13 protein-coding genes and 1 pseudogene are annotated in these 24,123 nt (G+C 53.5%); 8 read left to right on the top strand and 6 right to left on the bottom strand.

All coding sequences use genetic code 11. The features are described 5' to 3' along the window. The first annotated feature begins 190 nt into the window (after positions 1–190). Entirely contained in the window at positions 191–3,172 is a 2,982-nt protein-coding gene (locus RHH27_RS03165) for an FHA domain-containing protein (RefSeq protein WP_302678824.1), read from the top strand. Here the strand turns inward: RHH27_RS03165 and RHH27_RS03160 are convergent. Beyond that, positions 3,169–4,407: an aspartate aminotransferase family protein gene (locus tag RHH27_RS03160; RefSeq protein ID WP_206201034.1), complete on the bottom strand. Its 1,239-nt coding sequence runs from the start codon at positions 4,405–4,407 to the stop codon at positions 3,169–3,171. The two genes, RHH27_RS03165 and RHH27_RS03160, sit on opposite strands and share 4 nt — an antisense overlap. Positions 4,408–4,563: 156 nt before the next feature. On the opposite strand from RHH27_RS03160, the gene nrdJ reads away from it, so the two are divergent. Continuing rightward, positions 4,564–8,928 (top strand): ribonucleoside-triphosphate reductase, adenosylcobalamin-dependent, encoded by a 4,365-nt coding sequence (gene nrdJ, locus RHH27_RS03155; protein WP_302678823.1) that lies wholly within the window; start codon positions 4,564–4,566, stop codon positions 8,926–8,928. A 37-nt stretch (positions 8,929–8,965) separates the two neighbouring features. On the opposite strand, the gene RHH27_RS03150 is transcribed toward nrdJ, so the two are convergent. Continuing rightward, complete coding sequence (locus RHH27_RS03150; RefSeq protein ID WP_302678822.1) at positions 8,966–10,537, bottom strand: serine/threonine-protein kinase; 1,572 nt, start codon at positions 10,535–10,537, stop codon at positions 8,966–8,968. Positions 10,538–10,905: 368 nt separating this feature from the next. Here RHH27_RS03150 and yqeK point away from each other — a divergent pair, with 368 nt between their 5' ends. Then, positions 10,906–11,556: a bis(5'-nucleosyl)-tetraphosphatase (symmetrical) YqeK gene (yqeK, locus tag RHH27_RS03145; RefSeq protein ID WP_149820967.1), complete on the top strand. Its 651-nt coding sequence runs from the start codon at positions 10,906–10,908 to the stop codon at positions 11,554–11,556. Between the two features lie 45 nt (positions 11,557–11,601). Next, the gene (locus tag RHH27_RS03140; RefSeq protein ID WP_302678821.1) at positions 11,602–12,447 is read left to right on the top strand and encodes an ABC transporter permease; all 846 of its coding nucleotides are present in this window, start codon (positions 11,602–11,604) and stop codon (positions 12,445–12,447) included. Here the strand turns inward: RHH27_RS03140 and RHH27_RS03135 are convergent. Both RHH27_RS03135 and phoU read right to left on the bottom strand, forming a co-directional pair. Then, complete coding sequence (locus RHH27_RS03135) at positions 12,444–14,321, bottom strand: caspase family protein (RefSeq protein ID WP_206201031.1); 1,878 nt, start codon at positions 14,319–14,321, stop codon at positions 12,444–12,446. The genes RHH27_RS03140 and RHH27_RS03135 overlap by 4 nt on opposite strands. Positions 14,322–14,453: 132 nt before the next feature. After that, a complete protein-coding gene (gene phoU, locus RHH27_RS03130; RefSeq protein WP_206201030.1) occupies positions 14,454–15,092 on the bottom strand; it encodes a phosphate signaling complex protein PhoU in 639 nt (212 codons plus the stop codon). A 148-nt stretch (positions 15,093–15,240) separates the two neighbouring features. Between phoU and RHH27_RS03125 the strand changes: the two are divergent. Then, positions 15,241–16,046: pseudogene (locus RHH27_RS03125) on the top strand (IS630 family transposase). Between the two features lie 102 nt (positions 16,047–16,148). Here RHH27_RS03125 and RHH27_RS03120 read toward each other — a convergent pair. Continuing rightward, a complete protein-coding gene (locus RHH27_RS03120) occupies positions 16,149–16,958 on the bottom strand; it encodes a fumarylacetoacetate hydrolase family protein (RefSeq protein WP_206201029.1) in 810 nt (269 codons plus the stop codon). A 115-nt stretch (positions 16,959–17,073) separates the two neighbouring features. On the opposite strand from RHH27_RS03120, the gene rpsF reads away from it, so the two are divergent. Genes rpsF through RHH27_RS03105 form a run of 3 tightly spaced genes read left to right on the top strand, consistent with a single transcriptional unit; the run spans position 17,074 to position 20,008 of the window. Then, complete coding sequence (rpsF, locus tag RHH27_RS03115) at positions 17,074–17,418, top strand: 30S ribosomal protein S6 (RefSeq protein WP_206201028.1); 345 nt, start codon at positions 17,074–17,076, stop codon at positions 17,416–17,418. Between the two features lie 40 nt (positions 17,419–17,458). After that, entirely contained in the window at positions 17,459–19,078 is a 1,620-nt protein-coding gene (locus RHH27_RS03110) for an ABC transporter substrate-binding protein (protein WP_302678820.1), read from the top strand. Between the two features lie 60 nt (positions 19,079–19,138). Beyond that, complete coding sequence (locus RHH27_RS03105) at positions 19,139–20,008, top strand: S-methyl-5'-thioadenosine phosphorylase (RefSeq protein WP_302678819.1); 870 nt, start codon at positions 19,139–19,141, stop codon at positions 20,006–20,008. On the opposite strand, the gene RHH27_RS03100 is transcribed toward RHH27_RS03105, so the two are convergent. Further along, on the bottom strand, positions 20,005–24,057 hold the full coding sequence (locus RHH27_RS03100; protein ID WP_302678818.1) for a GAF domain-containing protein: 4,053 nt from the start codon (positions 24,055–24,057) through the stop codon (positions 20,005–20,007). The two genes, RHH27_RS03105 and RHH27_RS03100, sit on opposite strands and share 4 nt — an antisense overlap. Between the last annotated feature and the right edge of the window lie 66 nt (positions 24,058–24,123).

Here is a 24,123-nt window from a genome sequence, read left to right as displayed (position 1 = left end):
TTTCTTCTACATGTCTGGGAGAAGGTGCAACAGAGTGGCAATGTCTGGATGAATTGGATGCTAATTTAGCAAATTTAATCCCAATGATTTCGTAACGACTAATACTTTAGGGTTTTTTCTTGTTCCTGTAATAGAAAATTCTTACTCTGGCTCTAGTGACAAAATGAAGTGGGGTTTCTAAACAAGCGGTATGGCAGTGCCCATTCTCAACCTTTTAGCGGCTGATGGTTCACGACAGCAAATTCAACTGGGGCGCGATCGCCTGCTTATCGGTACCGACCCCCAAAGCCAAGTGATTCTCGTCGGTGAGGGGATTTCCCGCCACCATGCCTTGATTATTCCCACGGAGACGGGTTATCAAGTGGCGGATCTCGGGAGCGCCAGCGGCACTTTTTTGAATGGTACGAAGCTGCGGCCACGCACCCCTGTGGCGCTGAAGGCGGGCGATCGCCTACAAATCGGTGAGTTTGAAGCCATTTTTGATCCAGATGGCATAGCAACAACGGAACTGCCGGGCACGGTGGTGATGGGGGCTGCCAGTACGCCGATCTTGCAGGTGGCGACGCCCCAGTGGTTGCAGGAGTTTCCGCTGCTGAAGGAGGAACTGGTTCTCGGTCGGGATCCGAAGGCGGACATCACCATTGACCATCCCTTTGTGTCCTTTCACCATGCCAAACTGGTGCGATCGGGAGAGCATTACAAAATTATTGACTTGGGCAGCAAAAATGGTCTCCACTGGCGCGGAAAAACGATTAGCGAACATGCCTTGGCACCGGGGGATGTGATCCATGTGGGGGAATTCCTGCGGCTGACCTACTTGTTGATGCCCGCCACGGAGGTTGTGGAGCAAACGCGCCCCCTCCAACTGCGCGATCGCCAGCAGATTCGGATTGGCCGTGACCCCAGTAACGATATGGTGCTGGATCATCCGGTCGTCTCGCGATTTCATGCCCGCCTCTACCTTCAGGAAGGACAGTGGTACATTGTCGATCTCGACTCTGCCAACGGCACCTTCATCAATAACCAGCGCCTTGAACCCCGCAAACCTATGCCTTTACCCACGGGGGCCTTGGTGCGCATTGGCCCCTATAGCTCGCTGTTTACCCCCGATGAAACCATTGTTCCCCACAACGACAGTGGCAATCTGCGCCTCGATGCCATCCACCTCAGCAAAACCACCGCCAAGGGGGCAAAGCTGCTGCAAGATATTTCCCTTTCAATTTTGCCCCGCGAGTTTGTCGCGATTGTTGGCGGCAGTGGTGCCGGTAAATCAACGCTCCTCGATGCCCTCAACGGCTTTCGTCCTGCTACGGCGGGTACGGTACTCGTCAACGGCTATGATCTGTACCGCTACTTTGGCACCTATCGCACCCAGATTGGCTATGTGCCTCAGGATGACATTATCCACAGTGAGCTAACGGTGGCTCAGGCCTTGGACTATGCGGCACGACTGCGCTTACCTGCTGATTTTAGCGATCAAGAGCGACAGGAACAGGTGAACCGCGTCCTTGCGGAATTGGAGTTAACATCTCGCCGCAATGTACTGGTGAAACAACTGAGTGGCGGTCAGCGCAAACGAGTGTCGATTGGTGTGGAATTGCTCACCCGCCCCAGTTTATTTTTCTTGGATGAGGCCACTTCTGGCTTGGATCCGGGCACGGAAACCCAGATGATGCGGCTGTTGCGGCAGTTGGCAGATCAGGGGCGAACAATTTTACTGATTACCCATGCCACTAAAAATGTGATGCTCTGCGATTTGGTGGTGTTTTTAGCACGGGGCGGCCACCTTGCCTATTTTGGGCCACCGGATCAAGCCCTCAACTATTTTGATGTCCAAGATTTTGATGAAATTTACCTCAAGATTGAGAGCGAACCTAATCCAGCCGTATGGCAGCAGCGCTATCGCCAGTCTCATCTGTATCAAACCTATGTGGTGGAGCGGCAGCGTCCCCTCAACGTGGATACGGGGGCAACCCGACAAGTCCAACCCCAACGCCAAAAAGCAACGATTCCCCAAGTGGCACCGTGGCGGCAGTGGTGGATTCTCACCCAGCGAAACTTGGCCATTTTGCGACAGGATCGGGCGGCACTCATTCTCATGCTCTCCCTCGCGCCGATTTTGGGAGCCTTGGATTTTGTCCTCTGGAAGCCAACGATTCTCGATCCGGATCAGGGGGATGCGGGGCAGGCATTTACGATGGCCTTTGTTACTGTGCTGATTGCGGTGATGGTGGGCAGCCTAGCGACAATGCGGGAAATTGTTAAGGAACTGGAGATCTATCGCCGGGAGCGGATGGTGGGGTTGGGGCTGTGGCCCTATATTTTCTCCAAGCTTGGCCCAGCAGTGGTGCTGGCACTGTACCAAGCAGCGGTTTTTTTGGCGGTGAAGTTTTTGGCGATCGATCTGAGCCTCGGTATTGGGGCGATCGCTGGCTTGTATCTAACGCTGTTTCTGGCCACCTTTGGTGGCATGGTGATGGGGTTATTGGTCTCTGCCCTCTCGCCGACGCAAACCGTGGCTCCCTTGTTAACGATTCTCTTTTTGGTACCCCAGATTACCTTTGCTGGAGCAATTATTCCTCTGAAGGATCTAGGGGGCGTGGGCAATTTGATCAGCGATGTCACCCTGACCCGCTGGAGTTATGCCAATGTGGTGTCCCTGTTCGGCTTTGGTCAGGATGTGGCGCGGGATGCCTGCTGGCAGCAATCCAAATCTGAACGGGAGAAACTCAGTCCTGAAGCCCTAGAGCAATGTCCGTGTTTTGATGATAACCTCTTTCAACGTTGCCGCTTTCCCGGCGTGCGCAAGGAGTACCACCCCGCTGTAGATGAACCCGAACCCCCACAACCTCCGGAACCGGGTGATCCACCGCCACTGCCCAATTCGGTCTTAGAGTTTGATCAGGCCTATCGCGATCGCGTCGAGGAATACAATCAACGGGTCAAAGACTATCAGGCGGCCATGGAGCGCTGGCAAGACCAATTTGCCCTCTGGAAAGAGCAGCGGGGGCGGGCGATCGCCAGCGGTGAAGCTCTTATTGATCGCTTTTGGAGTCTTCAGGGGCACACGTTCAACGCCAATGTCACCGTCAATAACCTGCGCTTAGGGGGCATTATTGCCCTCATGCTGGGACTAGTGGGGGTTTTTCAAAAACGCAAGGATGTGCTTTAGGCTGCTAAGTGGGCAAAGGCTCGGCTCACTGCCCCTAAGGCCATATCAATCTCGGCAGCACTGACAATGAGAGGAGGGACAAAGCGCACCACCTGCGGCCCCGCGGGCACCAGCAATAGCCCCTCAGCAAGGGCAGCTTTGACGACTTCAGCAGCGGTGAGGGGGGTGTCGGGTTGCAGTTCCAGACCGTTGATCAGTCCCCAGCCGCGCACCTCAGCAATGAGCTGGGGATAGGTTGCTGCTAGTTCGCGTAGTCCTGTCCGCAGTTGCTGCCCGCGATCGCGCACATTTTCGAGGAGATTCTCTTTTTCAAGGGTTTCACAAACCGTGAGCGCTGCTGCCGTGGCCAAGGGGTTACCGCCAAAGGTACTGGCATGATCCCCCGGCTGAAAGACAGCACAAAACTCCTTGGCAATCATGGCACCAATGGGAACTCCCCCCGCTAGGCCTTTGGCCAAGGTGAAAATATCGGGTTCAACACCGAGGGTTTCATAGCCCCACAGGGAACCCGTGCGCCCCATGCCCGCTTGCACTTCATCAAAAATCAGGAGAATGCCTTTTTCGGTACAGAGTTGGCGTACCTGCTCAAAGTAGGGGCGATCGCCAGGACGGACTCCCCCTTCTCCCTGTAACGGTTCCAACAGAATAGCGGCCACTTGGGGCTGGGACTGATCTAGTTGCTCAACAAGAGTCTGCAATGCCGCAAAATCGTTGTAGGGAACATAGGCGAAGCCGGGCACCAGGGGGTCAAAGTGTTGTTGGTATTTTGGTTGACCCGTAGCAGTAATCGTGGCGAGGGTGCGTCCGTGGAAGCTAGCCTGCGCCGTAATGATGATCGGGTTGGCAATGTGGCGAACCGTATGGGCATATTTGCGCGCCAGTTTAATGGCCGCTTCGTTGGCTTCGGCACCGGAATTGCAGAAAAACACGCGATCGCCACAGGAGTGATCCACAAGCCACTGCGCTAGCGCCCCCTGTTGAGGAATGTAATAGAGATTGGAAACATGGTGCAGGGTTTGCATTTGCCGACTGACCGTCTCCACCAAGGCCGGATGGGCATGACCCAAGGTACAGGTGGCAATCCCCGCCACAAAGTCCAGATAGCTGCGGCCTTGATCATCCCAAACGCGGCAGCCTTCACCGCGCAGCAGCGCAATGGGAAAACGACCATAGGTGGTCATCACCACTTGGTCAAAGGCATCGGTACTGAAGGACGTTGGGGGAGCAGCAACCATTGACTCTGGACTCAAAGCAAAAACTTCCTGCTATCTTAGCATCTCCCTCTCGCTGTGGCAGGGGAGTTACGGGTCGCTCTAGAATTAGTGCTTATTGACCCCCAAGGATTGCTTCGGTACACTACACCTAGTATTCCGCCATTGAGTCCTGCCCCTATGGTGCAAAATCCTCCCCGTCCTCAAACTAGCTTCCCCGCTACGGCTCCCACCGCCTATCCCGTGTTTTACCGCACCTACAGCCGCCAAAATGAAGCGGGTGAGCGGGAGAGTTGGCAACAGGTGTGCGATCGCACCCTGCAAGGACTACAGGAAGTGGGGCACCTCACTGCAGCAGAAGTTGCCCTTCTCCGGGAAATGCAGCAGGCGCTAAAGGCGTTGCCCTCTGGGCGCTGGCTGTGGGTCGGAGGAACGGATTGGGTGCGCCAGCCCGAGAACTTTTCCGGTGCCTACAACTGCACCAGCACCAATGTCGTGGATTGGGATTCCTTTGGCCTGATGATGGATCTGGCCATGCAGGGCTGTGGCACAGGGGCGATCCTAGAGCAGAAATACATCTCCCAGTTGCCGCCGATTTGCAATCGCCTTGAGGTGACTGTCATTGGTCAAATTGGTCAAACCCCCAAGGAAGCGCGTCAAGAGCAAACAACTGTAATACTCACGGGGCAGACCTGTCACATCAAAGTGGGGGATAGCCGCCAAGGGTGGGTGAAGTCCTACCAAACGCTGCTTGAACTCGCCAGCAACCCTCAACTCGGTGGTTTAGTTCAGGTGACGATTGACATTAGTGATGTGCGTCCCACCGGTGAGCGGCTCAAGGGGTTTGGGGGAGTTGCCAATCCAGTAAAGCTGCCAGACCTCTACCATCGCTGCGCGGCACTGTTGAATGCGGCGGTGGGTCGCCAGTTGACCTCTGTGGAGTGTTGTCTGCTGATTGATGAGGCAGCCGTTGTGGTTGTTGCTGGCAATGTGAGGCGTTGTTTGCCTGAGGATGCTTTGGTACACACAAGCAAGGGACTGATCCCGATCAAAGACATCCAAGTGGGGGACTGGGTGCAAACGCCCTTAGGGTTTCGGCAAGTAACCCAGAAATTTGACCAAGGCTACCAAGAGGCTTATGAAGTAATAACCAATGGTCCTTTGCTGCGAGCTACCCTAAACCATCGGATTGCAACTCTTGCGGATGTTTCAGGGGGAATTCACTGGAAATTTGTCAATGCCTTAAACCCGGGCGATCGCCTGCTTCACAATACTCAAGTTTTACCCGGCACAGTTACTCATTTGCCATCAGACTTGACTGATTCTCGACCACGCGGTAGTCATACTTCTCAAGCAATCACTATTCCAGAACTGACGGCTGATGTTGCTTGGTTAATTGGCTTTACCCACGGGGATGGTTATGTTAGCTTGGGACGCAACAAGTACAACAAACCCTTTGGTAGCATTTGTTGGGTTTACAACAGTTTAGATTCCAAGCTTGCTCAGCAGATTCATACTAAAATCAACTGTGCTCTTACTCTCTTCGGTGTACAAGCCAGACAAGAGTGTGTTGAAGGTGAGAATACCTTGCGATCGCGAGTAACCTCTATTCATCTTGCAGAATACTTTCACCGCTATATTAAGCAACCTAAACAACCGTTAGAAGTCCCTAGCTTTATCTTGCAGGGAACGGTTGAGGTGCGTTGCGCTTACTTAGCAGGTCTAGTGGATAGTGACGGTTCTGCCTGTGGGCGGCCACCTTACCTATTAACGACTGTATATCCTAAATTTGCTCGTCAAGTTAGCGCTCTTTTATCTAGTTTGGGAATTGCTACTCGAATCGGTGTCACACTCCCCCAAAAAGAGCATTGGCAACTCAAATATCACCTTAAACTACCGGCTTTTAAGGCTCGCTACAACAGTCTCATTGCACCGTATTCCTTGAAAGGCCAAATTCATCAAGGACAGGAAGCCGATGGCTTTACAATTCCTGCAACTATGATGCGGGAAACCTATACCTATAGCCAAATGCAGGAAATGGGTTTTGAAGGTTCCCGAAGCGTGGATACCAATTACAAGAGGTATATTGCTGAAGCTGAAGTTAGTCTTGATATTCCCGTAACAGTAAAGGAACTAGGCAGCTATGACTATGTTCAGACCTATGATATTGAGGTCGAAGATGCCCACTGTTTTTACTGTGATGGTTATCTGATGCACAACAGCGCTGGTATGCGTCAGGGGGCAAGTGAGGATGAGGCTTTTGCCCAAGCTAAACAAAATCTCTGGCAACAGGATGAGCAAGGCAATTGGCGAATTGATCCGAAGCGGGATGCGCTGCGGATGGCCAACCACACCCGTGTCTTTCACACCAAGCCCAGCCTCGAAGAATGTATCAATGCCGTGCGCAGTCAGTTCTATTCAGGAGAAGGTGCCATTCAATGGGCCGGGGAGGCGATCGCCCGCGCCAATGCCGATCTTTTGACTACAGCGGATCTCAAGCAGGCCTTCCTCCGTGCCTATGAAAATCAACAGGGGGAGGCGTTTTTGCGGCAACTGTTGCCCACTATCGATCAGCGGGAGCTGGCTCACCGCTTGGGTCGTTATGGCCTCAATCCCTGTGTTACAAGCGATACGTGGGTACTCACAGAAGTAGGGCCGCGCCAAGTCAAAGATTTGATCGGCCAACAGCACGGCACCTATGTCAATGGCGAATTGTTTAGTACCACCGCCGCTGGCTTTTTCCTGAGTGGTATCCAGCCAGTTCTCAAACTTACCACCCGTGAAGGCTATACCCTACGGCTCACCGCGAACCATCGTTTGCTGAAAGTGACCGCCCAAACCCCGAAAAGACAATACACGGAATGGGTAGAAGCAGGTCAATTGCACGCGGGCGATCGCCTTCTTTTGCACAATCACCGTGATCTAACCCCTTGGGGTGGTAAGGGAACTTGGGAAGAAGGCCGTTACGCCGCTCAAGCCCTTTATCAAGTTGCCATAGGAAGCGCTGCTGTGCAAACCCAAGCAGCAGGCTGTTTCACAGGGATTGAACACCGCCAAAACGACTGGATAGCTGTACTCCCCCATAGCTTAGAAAAGAACTTTCGCCTAATCACGATCGAAGAAGGCAGCTATGCATTCTACTGCGGGTTCCTCCGAGAGATTTTCGTTACGACTCAGTTAACATCAATACCACGGCTGCATGTCACACTGGGGGATCGACAACTAGCCTCACTTATTCAGCGCATGCTACTGCGTTTGGGAATCGTTTCGGTGGTTGCAGAATCATCCCTAGTTATCCAAGGGGATAATCTCACAACGCTGGCTCGGGTTCTGGAATTGGGGGCGATCGCCCATAATGACTCCTTACCTCCCGAACGCTTTACAGTTGTCGTTGAGTCAATTACTCCCGATGGCATTGAGCCAGTGTATGACTGTACCGTGCCCGGCCCGAATTGCTTTGATGCCAATGGCTTTGTTGCTCACAATTGCGGTGAAATTATTGGTGCTGATTTCCACTGCAACCTTGCGGAAATCCACCTGAATCAAATTGATCCAGCGGATACGATCACACAGGAAAAAGCCTTCAAGGCTGGTGCGGTCTCAGTGGCAGCGCTGTTGAACCATCGCTTTGTTGTCGATCGCTATCAATACTCCCGCGCGATTGATCCCATTGTTGGCGTCAGTTTTACGGGGCTATTTGACTTCTGTGTTCATGCCTTTGGTGTGCCTTGGCTGGAATGGTGGGCCGCAGGACGACCGGATACCCCCCAAGGGCGCGAATTCAAAGCCCAAGAGGCAGCCTTCCTACAACACTGGCGGCAAATTGTCCATGAGACCGTCTGGGAGTATTGCGATCGCCACGGCCTCAAGCGCCCCAATCGCTGTACCACCGTCCAACCCTCCGGTACCAAATCCCTGTTGACGGGTGCCTCTCCCGGCTGGCATCCCCCCAAAGCCCAACGCTTTATTCGACGGATTACCTTCCGCAAGGGCGACCCCGTGGCCATGGCCTGCTATGACTTTGGCTACAATATCATTCCCTCCCAGTCCGATAAGGATGAGACAGGGAAACTTCTTGATGATCCCTTTGATCCACGGTGTACCGAGTGGCTAGTGGAAATTCCCGTTGCCGTCTCTTGGGCAGATCTGCCGGGGGCAGACACGATTGATATTAGCCAGTTTTCGGCCTTGGCGCAGTTTGACTTCTATATGCAGGTGCAGCAGCACTACACCACCCACAACACCAGTGCCACCATTGAGCTACGGGAACCTGAAGTCGAACCCCTTGCCACGGCAATTTACACGGCGATTCAGCAGGATCAAGGGTATATCTCTGCGGCGCTCTTGGCACGCTTTGATGCCCATGAAACATTCCCGCGTCTGCCCTTTGAACCCATTAGCAAAGAACGGTACGAGCAAGAAGTCGCTGCGGTTGCTCGGCGCAAGCGGATCCATGATTTCCATGCAGCCCTTTCCCGCTATACCCAGCCCGTGATGGAAGCAGGGCCTGCCGGCTGTGACTCCGACAAGTGTCTCACATCCTAGGACAGCTGGGGGGATGCCCCCCTGATTGAGTTCGGGTTTAGTATTTAGGCAACTTTGTAAACCAATTCTTTTTGGCGCGATCGAGTTGGCCTTGAACCATTCCAGAGACCATACTGAAGTCTGCCCCAGAAATATCGGCACTGGTAAAGTTGGCTCCTGAGATCGAGGCATCCTGCAATTTTGCTCCCTTCAAATTTGCCCGCTCAAAGTTGGCTTGCACCAGATAGGCACCGCAGAGATTGGCATCACTCAGGTTGGCCCCCTGAAGATTGGCTTCCCGCAAGACCACATTGGTGAGGATACAACCCTTCAAATCAGCATTGGTAAAATTGGCATTGGCAAAATTGGCACCGGAGAGATCGGCATTGCGCAATACCACATTGGAGAGATCGACATCCACAAAATCCCGTTCTCCCCGCTTATAGGCCGTTAGCACTTGGGCAGCCGTCATCCGTACGGTGACTTTGGGGCGCAGATGCTGACCCGAGCCTACCCCCACAACTGGCGGCCCACCCCATGGAGATCCTGTCATCCGCGATTGGCGCAACCGAGCTGCTGCAGCATTTTGACGCACAGAAGAGGCATAACTAGAGGACTGAGCTGATCCACGGGGTCGGCCTTGGCTGGGAGGGGCTGCAAGGGCATTACTGAGGTCATCATCCTCTGCTGTAACGGTAGGGGCAGCCAGCGCAGGTGTTTCTTGGCAATCAAGGAGCTGGAGATCGGCTAGGACATCGATCGCGCTTTGGTAACGGTTTTTAACGCTATCCTCCAGCATTTTGTCGAGGAGAGCGGCAAACTCAGGGGAGATATTTTTGACGTACCGCTTCCAATGCCATTCCCCCGTGTGCGGATCTCGCTCAATCTCTTTGGGTGATTTACCAGTGAGGAGATAAACACAGGTGACACCCAGAGCGTAAATATCGCTGGCATAGATGGGACGCATGGCCATTTGCTCCGGCGGCGCATACATGGGCGTTCCCACGGCAAAGCTGGTAAATGTGGATAGCTCTGGGGCATTTTCCACCATCGCCTGGGTGACTTTGTCTTTGACTGCACCAAAGTCAATGAGCACTAGCTTGTTGTCAATATCACGGCGGATCAAGTTGGCAGGCTTAATGTCACGGTGGATCACACCATTTTTGTGTAGGTAATCAAGGATGGGCAGCACTTCCTGCAAAACCTGCTTCACCTCTTCTTCGCTTTTGGGGCCAAAGCGTTTGACCTCCTGTTGCAGGGTGAGGCCACCCACATATTCTTGGATGAGATAGAACTCATTTTCATTTTCAAAGTAGCCAAGCAGACGCGGCAGTTGGGGGTGATTGCCAACTTTGCCGAGGGTGGTCGCTTCCCGCAAAAAGAGTTCCCGCGCCATAGCCAAGATATGGGGGGCGGTGGCGGCTGGCCGTAATTGTTTAATCACACAACTGGGATTGCCGGGCAACTTTGTATCAATCGCCAAGAAGGTCGTGCCAAACCCCCCTCGCCCCAGCACTTTAATGGCTTTGTATTGATCGTTGAGCAACAATTTGCTGCCACAGGATTGGCAAACCTCTAAATCATCGGGGTTTTCTGGCTTGACACAGTTTGGGTTTAGGCAGTAACTCATAGGCAGCCAAGGGGACGAACAGCACAGTTAGCAGGGAGGAAAAGGTGACCTATTTTGCAGTTAGCGCTTGCAGGAACCATTGCATTTAGGTCGATCCCATACTCATAGAATTATCTTGCGCTTTAGAATGAGTAACTCATCTTTACAATACTCTTTTTGCTTTGCCTGACCCCATCCGTAAAACTACGGAAGTTTTTTCAAAAACTTTACACTTCCTTCTACAGATTTATATGAACTTGAAATCCGTAAGGCAGATTTCAGCCTCTCTTAGGGTGTTTTGGGGGCTTTGACGATCCTCCGTTCTTGTGAAAAGAACCTTAGTTATGATACAAGGGTAGCACTTCATCATCCCTGCTGTGGCTTTGGCTATGACCCCGCTTGTGACAACTGATGCTAAAGATTCGCTGTGCGATCGCCAGCAGGTTTTGGCGTGGTTGACGGAGAATGTGCCGGCACCCCGACTCCAACATATCCTGCGGGTAGAAACAATGGCGGCGGAGCTGGCTCTCCACCATGGCTTGGATGTGGATCGGGCGGCGTGGGCGGGGTTATTACACGATTTGGCAAAGTACTTTCCGCCGGAGCGGCTATTGAGCATGGCACGGGAGGCGGGGCTGCCAATTACGGAGGTGGATGAGGCGGATCCCCACCTGCTTCACGCGGATGTGAGTGCCCTTGTGGCGCGACAGCAATTTGGCATTACCGATGAACAGGTCTTAGCAGCCGTCGCCAACCATACCTTGGGTCAACCGGGAATGGATGCCTTGAGTTGTGTTGTGTTTCTCGCGGATAGCTTGGAGCCGGGGCGAGGCCAGACAGTGGAGCTAGAGGAATTGCGCAAGGTGGCTCACCAAAATTTACAGGAGGCAGTGTGGCGGGTGTGCGATCGCACGCTGTTGTGGTTGGTTGACCAGCACCGCTTAATTCACCCCCGCATGATCCTCACCCGCAACTGGGCAATGCAGGTGGCACCAGCAAAACCGAAAAAGAGCGAAAAGAAAGGCGCCGCCAAGGTTTAGAGGCCTTGCTACCCTAGAAAACAGGTTTGATCTCGGAGTTGCGTTATGACCACCGCTTCAGCAAGGGCTGTTCCCGGTATTTTCTCAGGTGAATTCATTCAGGAAACGCTCGCTTTGACCCGTCGCCTATTTATCCAACTGCAACGGCGCCCTTCAACACTGGTGGCGGGGGTGGTACAACCCTTGATTTGGCTGATCCTCTTTGGGGCTCTCTTCCAGAATGTGCCGCAGGGGTTGTTTGGCGAGAGTTCCAACTATGGCCAGTTTCTCTGCGCCGGCATTATTGTGTTTACCGCCTTTAGTGGTGCCCTCAATGCGGGGCTGCCGGTGATGTTTGACCGTGAGTTTGGCTTTTTGAATCGGCTGTTGGTGGCGCCATTGGCTTCGCGGTTTTCAATTGTGTTGGCCTCGGCTTTGTTCATCACAACCCTGAGTTTGATTCAGGTGGTGGCGATCGCCAGCCTAGGGGTGCTGCTAGGAACGGGGCTACCGAATTTAGCGGGCATTGGAGTTGTCTTGGCCACCGTACTAATCTTGGTTTTTGGTGTGACAGCCTTGAGTCTGGGACTCACCTTTGCCTTGCCCGGTCACATTGAACTGTTGGCGGTGATTTTTGTGATCAACCTGCCGTTACTCTTTGCCAGTACTGCCTTGGTGCCCCTGTCGTTTATGCCGCGCTGGTTGCAGTGGATTGCCAGCCTCAACCCCCTCAGTTTGGCGATTGAACCGATTCGCTATGTCTATTTACATCCTGACTGGCAGTTTAGTGATGTGGTCATGGTGGCGCCTTGGGGATCCCTAAGCTTGGGAGCAGCGCTGCTGATTCTTTTGGCGGTTGCCGTGGGGATGAGCCTACTCATTCAACCCCTGTTGCGGCGGCGCTTGGCCTAGACCACCCGCAGCGTGAAGCCTTGGGTACACCACTCCCGCACATCCAAGCAAAACTCATTCCCTTCCGGTTCACTGCTGAGATCCCCTAGCAGACCGAGAACCAAGGCAAGACTATCCTCACCAGAAATTAGCAATGGCTCTGAATGGCTAGGGTGGCTACTCAGTTGACTAAAACGAGTCAGGGGGCGGTGGCTGCTGATGATAAAAACCTTCAGCCATTGGCAAGGGCGATTCAGCGTCCACGTATAAAGGGGAATATTCAAGCCCGGCGCAACCGCCAACTGCCACGACTGTGTTTGCAGCGGCAGGAGGAGAATGCCCTGACTGCTATCCCATGCAAAGGCGACAATGTTGAGGGGGCGATCGCCATAGTTGTAGAGGCTCCAGCGGCAAGTATCCCCCTTGGCCAAGGTGAGGGGCGTGTCTAAGTTCGTGGCTGGCAGCTTGGTGCTCAGGACATCTGGCAGGGGATTGGGGCTGCGGGGTGGGGATTGGCGGCTTAAGAGTTTTGCCATTGGCGATAGTTGCTCAAGGGTTGTACACACGGCCACCTGACTAGAGGTGGGGTTCAAGGTCAGTGTCAGCCATTTTTGAGCCAGCAGGGCATTCAGCAGGGGGTTCAAGCGGCGGATGCCGGCTTTAGCAGCTTCATTGGTACCACTACAACTGTGTTGAAGCAATGTTCCCACCGGCCATTCCAATCCATAGCTACCCCCTGTGGCACTTCTAGTGAGAACCACATCTGGCAGCGACTCACTGCCGTTGAGCACAGCAACGTTCTCTTCGTTGGTCAGGGCATTGATGGCATCTACGCGCTCAATTTTGCTCAGCTTGGGGTCTAGTGCCACTTGTACCTGCAGATTTTTCCCTAGGCGCCGTTGTTGCTCATAGAGGCGATCGCCCACTTGCAGGGGCTGACCACTTACCCCCTGAGCCATGATGCCATTAAAACTAACCATGTCAACGACCGTGGCACCGTCAGCAGTGCTCCAACGACTGTGGGGATGACAATGGGCTAATAGCCAAGGACTGAGGCCGCCACACCAAACCTGAAGGGCGCGATCGTGACCGGTACTTTGCACCACACCGTCAAAGCCGTGGGATAGGGGGACATTCCCCGGCAAGCTATCGCTGACGAGATGAATTTCTGCCCCGGTTTGCCAGCGCAGTTCATCGGCGGTGTACATCAGGCTCGTCGCCAAAGGGCGATCGCCCCCCAAAGCCGCTAGATAATGGCTCAAACTAGCAGTAAAGAGTCCCATAGGAACGCCATTCAGGTGCGTTTCTACCCCCAAATCGGCCCAAAGCAGATGATCCTTGGGAACTCGGCCTGCGCCACGGCTCTCTACAGGCTGCAACGGCACAAATCGCCAGCGCAACATCTCCCCCTCAATGGGTGGCGGGCTAAAGCGGGTGTCGAGCCATACCTGTACCCCTTTGGTACGCAGTAATTCAGCAAGCGGTAAGATGCCCTCACCTGCTGCTGTGGCATCGGCGAAAACCAGTGCTGGTTGTTGCTGCCAAAGCGTGCCGTAGCCACTAAAGTAAACTAACAGGGGCTGACCCGCGTGCTCCAGCACCCCTAGGGTTTCTTGAACCGCATCGAGGGTTGCCGCCTGTTCCGTCAGTAGCGTAATGTCACTGTCCGCTAGCCCCCAGCCATCTAGCAATAGGTTTTTCACTAGCTCAACATCCGTTAGACAACCGCCTAAAGGGGGCACACCCACTAACTGGGGATAGTGGTTAATGCCAATCAGGAGTGCTCGCCACGGACGAAGAGAGTCTGCCAAGGAGCCGCCTGCCGTTTGCCAAACCCACGGCATCAGTGTCAGTGCCGCAGCACCGTACAAAAAAGAACGACGGCTTAACCTCATGCCTTACCTCCCAACAGGCCCATCCTCAGATTCGAGCACAGGCACGACAACACTTATGAATTAGGACTAGTTCTATTCTCAAAGGTTGTGGACGCAATTCAGCGCACAGCGAGCATAAAACGTCAATTTTTCCTAGGGGTCTTCCCCCCGCACAATGAAGCAGACGCGCTGGCCAATGGTTACCGCATGATCACCAATGCGCTCTAGGTTGCGAATCAGCAGCAGGAGGATTAAGCGCAATTCCACTGGTTCTTGCGGATCCAAAGGGGTGCAGAGTCGCTCATAAAGACGTTGATAGTCGGCATCGACGGCATCATCGCAATTGGCAAGGGCTAGCCCCACCTCAGGATCCAAATTGGCAATGGCGGATAGGGCTTCCGATAGTAACAGTTGCGATCGCTGGAACATCAAGCGGATGTCCTCAAGGTAGGGTGGGGGTGGATAGCGCAGCAGCGTTTGACCCGCACGGCCAATTTCAAGGGCATAATCGCCGATCCGCTCTAGATCGCGGCAGAGGTGCGAGAGCATGACCAAAAATCGGAGATCCTCGGCCACAGGAGCTTGCAATGTCAGCAGGGCGATCGCCTCACGATTGAGTTCTTGGGCGCTGCGGTCAATGTCCCGCTCCCTTTGGATCAACTGCTCGACACTGAGGAGATGTCGCTCAATCAAGACACCATAGGCCAACTGACAGGCACTTTCCACCAGTGTTCCCAGTCGCAGCAAGTCACTGCGCAGACGTTGTAATTGCCGTTCAAAATGGGTGGCCACGGCCTCAGACCAGCTCTTTGTAACATTATAGCTATTTCGAAAGAGAGTGAGATATTTTCAAGAGGGATAGGCTATACTCAAAGCGTCATGAATGTTACTCAAGAATATGAGCTATAGCTTGGACTAACGAGAGCGGGTTGTCTCCTACATCCAGCAAGGTGGCAAAATCAGTGAAGCGACTCAAATTTTTCAGGTGAGCCGCGCCACCATCCATCGCTGGCTGAAGCGAGAGAACTTAGCGCCCACGGTTGTCCCCCGTCGTCCTTGGAAACTGGATTGGGCGGCCTTAGCAGCCGATGTTGCTGCCCATCCCGATGACCGTTTAATCGACCGTGCCCAGCGATTTGGCGTCCAAGTTTCCACCATTAGTTACGCCCTCAACCGGATGGGCATCACTCGAAAGAAAAACAGATACGCTACCAAGAAGGGTGTGAGGCAGAGCGGCAAGCGTATCAACAACAGCTCGACACATGGGTAGAGAGCCATGGGGAGGAAACGGTAGTCTATATCGATGAGACGGGGTTTGACTCTGGGGTGGAGTGTGAGTATGGGTGGTCAGCGCGAGGCGAACGAATTGATGGAGAGCGAGCGGGGAAGCGTCAGAAAAGAGAGAGTTTAGTCGCAGGACGGTATAGACACCAGAAAGACTTCATCGCCCCAATGCTGTTTTGCGGATACTTGAATGCGGTAGGGTTTATGAGCTGGCTGAGTCAGTACTGTTTGCCGGCATTAAAGAGACCGTCGTTGTTGATGATGGATAATGCACCGATTCATCCGAAAGGGGTGATTCAGGCAGTGGTGAAAGCGGCGGGTCACGAGGTGTTATTTTTACCGAAATACTCTCCTGATTTGAATGTGATTGAGCACGACTTCAGTGCGTTGAAGCGAGCGCGGATGTATGCAGGGTCAAACAGTTCGATTGATGAAGTGATTCGCAAGTATTGTGCTGGATGATGTCTCATTCTTGATTGGAATAGCTATATCTGTCCACTGGTGCATCAATGGAGCCGACAATGTGTCTTTTCATCCGCCTAAAGTCATTAAAGAGGGATATTCCTAATAGGCGCGACCTAAGGGGGGTGTCCAAGGGGTCTCCGGTGTTGTGACTACCGACAGGAGGCTGCCAATGCCTTCAATTTCGACGCGCACGCGATCGCCCACCTGTAATGCACCAATTCCTGCGGGTGTCCCCGTCAATACCACATCCCCCGGCAGCAGTGTCATCACATAGCTAATGAAACTCACCAACTTGGCGGGTGAGAAAACCATTTGATCAATCGTTGCTGATTGGACGGGTTGCGCGGCCTCATTAATAAAGGTTTGCAACCGCGCATCGCTAGGAACCTCTCGCACAATCCAAGGTCCTAGGGGGCAAAAGGTGTCAAACCCCTTGGCCCGCGTCCATTGCTGCTCCCGCTGCTGCAGATCCCGAGCCGTGACATCGTTGGCGATCGTGTAACCCCAAATATGCTCAAGAGCTTCATTTTCAGGGCAGGCACGGGTACGACGACCAATGACCACCGCCAATTCCCCCTCATAGTCCACCCGCTTTACTTGGGGCGGATACCAAATGGGACAGCCGGGGGCTTGAACCGTTGTCGGTGGTTTTAGAAAAATTAATGGCTCAGGGGGCACGCTATCGCCCATTTCGGCAGCGTGCTTCACATAGTTGCGTCCGACAGCAACAATTTTTGAGGGGGAGCAGGGAGCCAAGAGTTGATAGCTATCGGGACTGAGGACTTGGTTCGTGGGTTGGCCGTGGAGCCACGGTGCCGCATCCCAAATCATCACTTCGCGGTTGAGTTGCAGTGTGCCGTAATGAATCTGTCCCCCCGTGGTCTGTACCCGCACAAACCGTTCCACCATAGTGAATTAGTCCCCTTTTTTCCTTGCCAAGAATGGCAAACTGCGGTGCTAAAATTATAAAGCCTTGCTTTTTGCATCCGTCAAAAGGCCATTTGTCCAAAGGGAGTTGACCTCAATGATTACACGGAACTACGAAACGCTCTATATTGTTCGTCCTGATGTGGGCGAAGAACAACTGGAACAAACCATTAGCCAATTTCGCACTTTTTTAGAAGAACAGGGTGCGACAAAGCTTAAGGTGCAAAATCGGGGCAAGCGTCGGTTTGCCTACCCGATCAAGAAACTGCGGGAGGGCTACTACATTCTGATGACCTATACCGCTGCTGGGACGGCGATCGCCCCCCTAGAACGCGCTATGCGCCTCAATGAAAACATCCTCCGCTTCATGACGATTGTCCTTGAAGAAGAGGCCGACACCGAAGATGCCGAAGACGACAATCCTGTTCTTGCCCGTGCTTAGGACAGTACACTGATCCAAATTCACTTGAAAGGGGGGCATCATGGCACCATCTCCCGGTTCTTGGAAGTGCGATGGCGTACCTAAAAACGGTAAATCCTACCCCAATGCCAGCGGTGCCCACCCCCCCTATGAAAACTTTGGCCCCGACTGTGACATCTGTGGACTACCCCGTGAGGCCATGAATCCTGCCAGTGGTAATAGTGCTGCTGGGGCTGGAAAGTGGAAACTACCGCTAGTTGCTGCTGCCCTTGGGGTGGTTCTATTACTCGCGGGTGGTATTGGTTTCCTTGGCTATCGAATCTTTATTGCCAACCGCAACGGCACTACGCCACTGCCGATAGGAGGGACAACCAGTGGCAACCACTTGGTGAGCAAAACCACTGCCCGCAACACAGCCTATATTAGCCAAGGGGAGCGCATCCTGATCAGTGAACCCAATCCGCAGCGAGCAGCCCTGAAGCAAGAAGCCGCCCTTGCCTTTGATCAGGGAGATTGGGCACAGGCGATCGCCAAGTATCAAGAACTCGTCACCCTCGATCCCAATGATCCAGAGGCGCGCATTTATCTTAACAATGCCCGTGCTCGCCAAGCCGGCAACCCGATGACGATGGCCACCGTTGTTCCCATTGGTACTAGCCCCGATACTGCCAAGGAAATTCTGCGGGGGGTCGCTCAGTACCAAGAGCGCTTTAATGCCAGTGGCTCCAGTCGTGCCCTTGAAGTCGCCATTGTCAATGAAAACAGCCCCAATGGTGTGACCAGTTTGGCCGAAGATTTGATCAACAGTTCAATCCAAGGGGTACTAGGTCATGGCACCGACGCCAATAGTCGTGCCGCTCTACAGGTTTATGAGCAAGCGGGGATTGCGGCCCTTTCTCCCCTGACCACGAATGTCATCCCCCAAGACAACGGCACGGTTCAAGTGCAAACCCTATCTTTGAGTGAAAAGGGGCAACAACTCCTCAATACCTACCTTGACAATGCCGCCAATACCCTCGCCCAAGCCGCTGCGAAAAAAGTCCCTAATGCCAAAGTGGCTGTTCTCTACAACAGCGATAGTCCCTACAGTGATGAACTGAAAACTAAATTAGTCGCTGCTCTGCCTCGGTTTGGTGCGCAAGTGGTGCAACAGATGGATGTGGCCGCCCCCGGCTTTAATGCCAATACAGCAATGACCACAGCACAGCAAGCGGGAGCCAATGTGGTCATTTTGGCCATGAGTCGCGCCCGGGTGAATGATGCCGTTGCTCTTGCTATTGCCAATCAAACCCAAACTACCCCCCTGCAGTTGTTTGGTAGTGATCAACTCTACAGCCCTGATTTACTGATCAAGGGGGATAGTGCCATCAATGGCATGATTCTAGCAGTGCCTTGGAGTACTAACCCCAATGATCCCTTTGCGCAGCAGGCCGCACAAGCGTGGCGGGGGCAAATTAGTTGGCGCACCACAACCGCCTACGATGCAACTCAAGCCCTTGCCCAAGCGATGGTTCAAGGGGGCGATCGCGCCAGCACCCAACAACTGCTCCGCCAAGGGGTACAAATTCAGGGGCAAACCGCCAGTGGTACCTTTGATCGAGTTCCTCTGGTGCAAGCAGCACCGGGACCCAATGGCCCTAAAGGCTCCAACTACCAGTTCAACCCCCTCGGTAGCCTCTAAACCATCAAAATTGGGGCAACTAGTGCTAAGCTATTGCCGATTGGTGTTTTAGGAATCTCCATGACTGCAAAAATTGGCATTATTGGCGGTAGTGGTCTCTACAAGATGGAGGCCCTCACCGATGTCGAAGAGGTACGTCTGACTACGCCCTTTGGTGATCCTTCCGATGCCTTTATTTGCGGCAAGATTGCTGGGGTTCCAGTCGTCTTTTTGGCACGTCATGGCCGCGATCACCATCTACTGCCGACGGAGATTCCCTTTCGTGCCAACATCTATGGCTTCAAATCCCTTGGGGTCGAGTACCTGCTTTCTGCGTCTGCGGTGGGTTCCCTACAGGAACAGGTGAAACCCCTTGATATAGTGGTGCCCGATCAGTTTATTGACCGTACCCGTAACCGCATTTCCACCTTCTTTGGTGAGGGTATTGTGGCGCACATTGGCTTTGCCGATCCGGTGTGTCCTGCCCTTGCTGCTGTTCTTGCTGATGCGATCGCCGATCTCAACCTGCCCGATGTCACCCTGCACCGCCAAGGTACCTATGTGTGTATGGAAGGGCCTGCCTTCTCGACACTTGCGGAGTCGAATCTCTACCGCTCTTGGGGCGGAACGGTGATTGGTATGACCAACCTACCAGAGGCCAAATTAGCTCGTGAAGCGGAGATTGCCTATGCAACGCTGGCGCTCGTTACCGATTACGACTGCTGGCACCCCGAGCATGACTCAGTCACAGTGGAGATGATTATTGACAACTTACAGCGCAATGTCAAAAATGCCCAAGCGATTATCTGTGAAACCGTCAAACGCCTCCATGCCAATCCACCAGCCTCTAAAGCCCACCGTGCCTTAAAGAATGCCATTCTCACTCCCCTTGACAAGGTACCCGCAGCCACCAAGGAGAAACTGCATCTGCTCTTGGCTAAGTATCTCTAGGTCATAGACTCTGCTGTATTCTGATCACCCTCAAAGCTGATCTGCTCACACAGTTGCGGATAGGTGGTCTTGGGACTGAGGCAGCGACAGCGGTTGAGGGCCGCGGCAAGGGCTTCAATTTTAATCGGTTTACTGATGTAGTCATCCATCCCCGCCGCAAAGCAGCGTTCGCGATCGCCAGCTAGGGCATTTGCCGTCATGGCAATAATCCAAGGACGCTGGCTGGGAGGCCATTGGGCACAGATGCGTTCGGTGGTCTCGAGGCCATCCATCTTTGGCATTTGCACATCCATGAGCACCACATCGTAGGGGCGCTGTTGCAGTGCTTCAAGCACCTCGAGGCCATTGGCCGCCACATCAGCGCGGTACCCCATCCGCTTGAGAATATGCAACGCCACCTTCTGGTTCACCGCATTATCCTCGGCAAGCAAGATGCGTAGGGGAAAACGGCTACCCAAGTTCAGATCAATACCGGTTCTTGTCAGTGCTGGTTGGGTCGCTGACTCACTGCTGAGTACTCTAATCAGCGTTTGCCGGAGGGTGAGGGGGCGAATCGGTTTGGGAATATGCGTTGTAATCAGCTCTTTGCGACTGGTGGTTTCCAGCCAACTCAGGGGAGTGAGCAGGACAATGGGTTGTTGGTTGCAAGAGGCCTGTGATTGCAAGCGTTCTGCCAACTGCAGCCCCGACATTTGCGGCATATTCAAATCAATGACTGCCACATCCCACTGGGGCGGTGCTTCTAGCACCAGTTGCGGATCTCCATATCCGACGGGAACCATTCCCCAGTTTTGCAGCAATGTACAGAGATTATCGCGGCTGGCGGCATTGTCGTCCACTACAAGAACCCGCTTGTCTGCCAAAGCAGCATGGATTGTCGGCGGCACATAGGGTTTTTGTCCTTCAGCGAGGATCGTAAATGTAAATGTGGTGCCCTGCCCCTCGACACTTTCAACGGACATATTGCCGCCCATCAACTCACAGAGGCGTTTGCTGATCACAAGGCCTAGGCCGGTACCGCCATACTCGCGCGTCGTCGAGGCATCCACTTGACTAAAGGGCTTGAAGAGCCGATCCAAGCGATCGCTGGGAATGCCAATGCCCGTATCCTGAACTTGAAATTGGAGAAAATCCTTGCCCTCGTGCTTGACCGCGCTCACATGGACGAGCACTTGACCTTGGTGGGTAAACTTAATCCCATTGCCTACTAAGTTAACGAGAATTTGCCGCAGCCGGGTCACGTCCCCTTTAACTTGGGCAGGGGTTTCGGGGGTACAGGTGTAAAGTAACTCTAACTCCTTCTCCTCGGCTTTGCTGGCCAATAGGCTCAGGACATCCTCCACGCACTCACGCACATCAAAGGGCTGCTGCTCTAGCACCAGTTTGCCCGATTCAATTTTCGAGAAGTCAAGAATGTCGTTAATAATTGTCAGGAGTGCCTCGCCGGCTTGGTGTAGAGTTTGCAAAAAATCCCGCTGCTGCTCATTGAGGGGCGTATCCAAGAGCAAATTCGTAAAGCCCAAAACCGCATTCATGGGGGTGCGGATCTCATGGCTCATGGTGGCCAAAAACTCACTCTTGGCTCGGTTGGCCAGTTCTGCTTGCAGGCGGGCTTGTTCGAGTTCGTGGTTTTGCTGAGCCAATAATTGGCGCTGCTGCTGTTCATGGCGCAGGAGTTCCGCTTGGGCGATCGCAATCCCCACTTGCGCGGCCACTGCTTCCAGAAGTTCAATCTCATCGGGAGTCCACTGCCGCTGGCGATCGCACTGATGCAGGCCAATAACGCCATTGGGTACGCCTTTATAGGAGGTGCGAATAGCCAGCATTGACTTGATTTGAAGTTGATGACACAGCTCAATGGCATTGCCCAGTAGGGGGTCTTGAGTCACATCGTGGGAAACAACAGCGGCATCACTCCTGAGAACCTCCAAGGCGTGGGGGTTGTTTTCCACGGGCACACTGACCCCCCTCATTGAGGGGTAGCCCGGTTGCAGGTATTCAGCCACATCGGGAATACGCGGCGGTGGCCCCGGCTCGTAGCGGTGAATTAAACAGCGACTGACCCCAAAGGCCTGCCCAATTTGGGTGACGGTTGTTTCAAACACCGTTTCCGTATCGAGGCTCTGGCGAACCTGTTCAGTAATTTGATTCAGAAGCAACGCCCGCTGCATTTGCTGTTGCAGTTGCTGACGTTGGCGGGTTTCCTGTTCAAGGAGTTGTACTTGGGCAAGGCCAATCCCCACCTGTGCCGCCACACTCTTGAGCAAACTTTTAATGGCCGCCGTCCACCGCCGCTGGCGATCGCACTGGTGCAAAATGAGTAAACCATTCGCTTGATTGCGATAGGCCGTGCGCACAATCACCGCAGATTTCACACTCAGGACTTCGCAGTACTCATGAAGTGAGGTTAGACGACTGTCTGTTGCCACATCCTCGCAGCTAAACACCTCATCAGAGGCAAAAACCGATTCCAAAAACGCTCCCCGCATCTGGCTCAAATCGAGAGGGCATTCCTTGACGGAGGACACCCCCGGCGCACAATACTCTGCCACCAATTCCATCGGCGAAGGGGCATTCTCCTGATAGACAAATAAGAGGCAACGACTGACATTGAGGGTTGCTCCCACCTGCTGCACTGCTGTACGACAGATGTGTTCCCGTTCAATTTGCTGGCGAATTTCCTCAGTAATGCGATTGAGCAGGAGCGTGCGCTTCACCTGCTGCTGTAAAAACAGTTGTGCCCGCTGCCGTTCGGTGACATCACTTTGAATGCCAATGTAGTGGGTAATTTCGCCAAACTCGTTATAAATCGGCGAGATGGCCAGTTCATTCCAGAAGGGTTGGCCGTTTTTGCGGTAGTTGCGCAGCACCACCCGGCAGGATTGGCCTTTTTTAATGGCATTACGAATGGCTTCAGCCCCCGGTTGATGGCGATCGCGCCCCTGCAAAAAGCGGCAATTTTTGCCAATCACCTCCGCTGCTCGGTATCCTGTCATCCGCTCAAAGGCGGGGTTCACATAGATAATTGGATTATCGGGTTGGCGGTAGTCGGTAATCACAATGCCATTAGTACTGGCAATGATCGCTCGCTCCCGCAGTCGCAGCTCTGCCTCAATTTGCTTCTTGTCGGTAATATCAACCGCTAACTCCAAAAAGCCAATCAGTTGCTCTTGGCTATCATGAATCGGGGTGACTGACAGAGACACAGGGAAGTGAGAGCCATCCCGCCGTACAAATGTCCACTCCTGCTCATCGGCCAAGCCCCGCCGCGCCCGAGCCACGAGAGTCTCAAACCCCGCAGGAATGGGTTCTCCCAATTGCGCACTGAGGATCTGGGCATAGCGCTCCACCTCTTGAGGATCATGGAAACGTTCTGGCGTTGCTTTACCCACCAGTTCTGAGGCAGAATATCCTAGCCATTCCTCAGCAGCTCGATTCAGCAGCGTGATAATGCCATCGGTACGGGTGGCAATGATGGCGTGATTACTACTATTGAAGACCGCCTCTTGGAGGCTGCTCATCTGCTGAATGTAGGCCAGTTGTTGCTGGGTAACCTCTAAGTGATGGCGGATTTCCAGTTCACTAATGACTTGGCGAGCAAGGGTGCGCAGGGTTTGCTGTTGAACGGGGTTTAGCTCACGCGGCTTATAGTCCACTACGCAGAGGGTACCAATGCCATAGCCATCGGGCGTCATCAAGGGCATCCCCGCATAGAAGCGGATATAGGGCGGCCCTGTAACAACGGGATTATCGGCAAAGCGGGGATCCAGCCGAGCATCCGGTACCACCACCAGTTCTGGCTGAAGGATCACATGGGCACAAAACGCAATATCCCTAGGGGTTTCACAGGCATCTAGCCCCACCTTGGACTTAAACCACTGCCGCTGGCGATCGATGAGACTAATCAAAGCAATGGGGGTTTCGCAAATGGCTGCCGCTAAATTCGTAATTTCATCAAAGATCGGTTCCGGAGGCGTATCTAAGACTCGATACTGCTCAAGGGCACGTTGCCGTTCCGGTTCATTTGCTGGCAATGGGGCAGCAGGCATAGCCCAAGTGTACCGCCTTTTTGTAGGAGCAAGTCTTTCATCATTATATGAATTGCACTGGTTCTA

It is taken from the genome of Thermosynechococcus sp. PP555 (genome assembly GCF_031583225.1).
Lineage (GTDB): Bacteria > Cyanobacteriota > Cyanobacteriia > Thermosynechococcales > Thermosynechococcaceae > Thermosynechococcus.
This window is presented reverse-complemented; position numbering and strand designations above follow the sequence as displayed.

What these genes read in the sequence shown, in the direction of transcription:
- RHH27_RS03165 (WP_302678824.1), top strand. Translation starts at nt 191, where the DNA reads ATGGCAGTGCCCATTCTCAACCTTTTAGCGGCTGATGGTTCACGACAG.
- RHH27_RS03160 (WP_206201034.1), bottom strand. Translation starts at nt 4,407, where the DNA reads ATGGTTGCTGCTCCCCCAACGTCCTTCAGTACCGATGCCTTTGACCAA.
- nrdJ (WP_302678823.1), top strand. Translation starts at nt 4,564, where the DNA reads ATGGTGCAAAATCCTCCCCGTCCTCAAACTAGCTTCCCCGCTACGGCT.
- RHH27_RS03150 (WP_302678822.1), bottom strand. Translation starts at nt 10,537, where the DNA reads ATGAGTTACTGCCTAAACCCAAACTGTGTCAAGCCAGAAAACCCCGAT.
- yqeK (WP_149820967.1), top strand. Translation starts at nt 10,906, where the DNA reads ATGACCCCGCTTGTGACAACTGATGCTAAAGATTCGCTGTGCGATCGC.
- RHH27_RS03140 (WP_302678821.1), top strand. Translation starts at nt 11,602, where the DNA reads ATGACCACCGCTTCAGCAAGGGCTGTTCCCGGTATTTTCTCAGGTGAA.
- RHH27_RS03135 (WP_206201031.1), bottom strand. Translation starts at nt 14,321, where the DNA reads ATGAGGTTAAGCCGTCGTTCTTTTTTGTACGGTGCTGCGGCACTGACA.
- RHH27_RS03120 (WP_206201029.1), bottom strand. Translation starts at nt 16,958, where the DNA reads ATGGTGGAACGGTTTGTGCGGGTACAGACCACGGGGGGACAGATTCAT.
- rpsF (WP_206201028.1), top strand. Translation starts at nt 17,074, where the DNA reads ATGATTACACGGAACTACGAAACGCTCTATATTGTTCGTCCTGATGTG.
- RHH27_RS03110 (WP_302678820.1), top strand. Translation starts at nt 17,459, where the DNA reads ATGGCACCATCTCCCGGTTCTTGGAAGTGCGATGGCGTACCTAAAAAC.
- RHH27_RS03105 (WP_302678819.1), top strand. Translation starts at nt 19,139, where the DNA reads ATGACTGCAAAAATTGGCATTATTGGCGGTAGTGGTCTCTACAAGATG.
- RHH27_RS03100 (WP_302678818.1), bottom strand. Translation starts at nt 24,057, where the DNA reads ATGCCTGCTGCCCCATTGCCAGCAAATGAACCGGAACGGCAACGTGCC.